This is a genomic window from Nocardia amamiensis NBRC 102102 (assembly GCF_001612745.1).
Lineage (GTDB): Bacteria > Actinomycetota > Actinomycetes > Mycobacteriales > Mycobacteriaceae > Nocardia > Nocardia amamiensis.
Genome location: NZ_BDBA01000387.1, coordinates 1 through 2473 on the forward strand (window position 1 = coordinate 1; position 2473 = coordinate 2473).

General features: G+C 65.5%; 1 protein-coding gene and 1 pseudogene. Both read right to left on the reverse strand.

Going from position 1 to position 2473, the window contains the following annotated elements; genetic code table 11:
- Positions 1-36: 36 nt before the first annotated feature.
- Positions 37-750, reverse strand: a complete 714-nt coding sequence (locus tag NA4_RS43150) for a group II intron maturase-specific domain-containing protein (RefSeq protein WP_281180114.1) — start codon at positions 748-750, stop codon at positions 37-39.
- A gap of 60 nt (positions 751-810) precedes the next feature.
- Positions 811-1839 (reverse strand): annotated as a pseudogene (locus tag NA4_RS43155) (reverse transcriptase domain-containing protein); the annotation flags it as partial.
- Positions 1840-2473 lie beyond the last annotated feature (634 nt).

Here is a 2473-nt window from a genome sequence, read left to right on the forward strand (position 1 = left end):
CTAAGAACCGGACTTGCAGCTTTCACCGCATCCGGCTCAAGCAAGCCCAGAGGTGTCGCGGGTTGTGGTCGTGCCACCGCCGTCACGGCGGCGGGCGGCCTTGCGGGCGCAGTGGGTGTGCACGAGGCGTGAAGCATTCGGACCGCCCGACGCGGCGGATTCCGTTGCGGTGGTGACTGCTTGGCGACGGATCGCCTTGCGCGCCGCAAGAATCCACTGCTCCCACTCATCCGGGGATTGCGGCTCGTGGTCGGCGAACAGCAGCAGTCCGCGACAGATCGGGCAGCGTCCGTTCTGGCGAGCCAGTTGGACCAGGCCCCATCGGTCGATCGGGGGTTTGCCGCGCCGTTTACGCGCCGCCCAGTAAGCCGAGCGGTCGGGATCGTCCGGTGAGGCGAACCCGTCGACCATCTGGTGTCGAACGATCTTCGTCCAGGCCGTCTTGGTGAGATAAGCACCGCTGTCGCGGTCGCCGAACACCCACCGGTCCGACCTGGCCGGGTTGAACGCGCCGTAGTAGCGGGCCTTCACCCACCACTTCGGCTTGTTGCGGTGAGTCCGCACCGCCCACTTGAACGTCAACCACCACAGGTGGCTGTCGATCCCGGTGAACGTATGCTTGGACACCACCGTCCGGTAATAGGCCGCCCATCCCCGAAGAATCGGGTTCAAACGCGAGATCACCATCGCGGCGTTGCCGCCGCGAAGCGCCCGCATCTCGGTGCGCAGCCTGTTCCGGAACCGCTTCACCGCCGCCTTGCTCGGTTTGATGATCAACTTGCCGTTTACGTATCGACGAATGTCGAAACCGAGGAAGCTGAATCCCTCGCCGAGGTGAACGATTCGCGTCTTGTCCTCGTTGAAGACCAGCCCTCTCGGCGTCAGCCACACGGCCAGCCGCGCCTTGACCTGTTCGGCCTGCTCACGTGAATGACACAGGGCCACAAGGTCGTCGGCATACCGCACCAGCACCGGGGAACCCGGCGCGGTGTGACCGACATGGGTTCCGGTTAGATGCCGGACCCCGGCGGCGTCCTCCATCCCATGCAGAGCGATGTTCAATAGCAACGGGCTGACAACCCCGCCTTGCGGGCTGCCCTCCTCGGTCGGGGCGAACCGGCCGCGATCGATCACTCCCGCCCGCAGCCACTGCCGGATACGTTTCCGCGCGGGAAACGAACCCAGTTGGCCGAGCAGGTGGTCGTGATCGATGCGGTCGAACGCCGCCGCCAGATCGGCGTCCAGCACCCACACCCGTTTTTAGCGTGCGCCCTTGGTCGCGGCGAAGATCGCCTCGATCGCATCGTGACAGCCGCGGCCGGGCCGAAACCCATAGGATCGCGGCTCGAACCGCGCCTCCCACTCCGGTTCCAGCGCGTTGACCACCACCGCCTGCAGCACGCGGTCGGCGATCACCGGAATCCCGAGTGGCCGCTGTTTCCCATTCGCTTTCGGGATGAACACCCGACGCACGGGCATCGGAGTCCACGACGCCGACCGCTGCGCCCACCGGGCCAGTTCGATCTTTTCCGTGTTCTCCACGACGGTCACACCGTCGATGCCCGCCGTCTTGCGTCCCGCATTGCGCTCGGTCACCCTGCGCATGCTCAACAGAGCGTTGGCGTGTGACCGCAGCATCAGTTTCTGCAACTGTCGGGCCTTGGAAAGGTCCTTGTCCCGCGACGCCGTGAAAATCCGCTGCCGCAAACGTCGTACTTCCCGCTCGACCCTCGACCAGTCGATCCGATCCCAGTCGGGCGGGTTGTCCTCCGGTCCGTTCACCGCGCTGAGCGCGGCGTCCAACATGTCCTTCGGTTCCAGCGTTGTCGTCATTGCCATCCTCACAGGCTCACCCGACCCGCGTCAGCACTCTTTCGAGTTCGAGCAACAGCTCGTATCCGGCCGGTTATCCACGACCACCGGCAGGAGTCCGGTCATCACGGTCGCGGTTTCCCGCTGCCTTTCGGCCGCCGGCATTCGCTTCTCGGGTCATCCCAATCCCGCCGGGCGTTCGGCCTTCCTCACGGTCAGCTCACCGGCATCGGCAGCGCCGAACCGGACCCGTCGGGGTTTCCACGTTCCGCACACGCAAGACGCGACCGGATTGGGTGCCCTCTCGACCCCGGGACGGCGGTGCTCACCCGGCTCGATCGCTCTCTCTTACCGGCGCCTGCCGCTTCACAGCGGCCAGTCCTACTTCGACCCGCTTACGCCCTCCACCTGCGGATCTTCAACGATGACGAGGCAACAACGAGGGTTCACTTGCGTTCACCCGCCCGGTCTTTCCCTCACCCGTAGTCCCCGGATGGGACGAGGACCCTTCGGCTTGAACCCCAGGCTTCGCACCCCGCGATTACTCGCGACGCACGCCGGGGCGGGAACAGGCCACCGAGCACGGGCCCGAGATCATGTCACCGCCAAGCGGCCTCCCTTCAACACAATCCACTTGAACATGTGCGACCTCGTGTCGCAC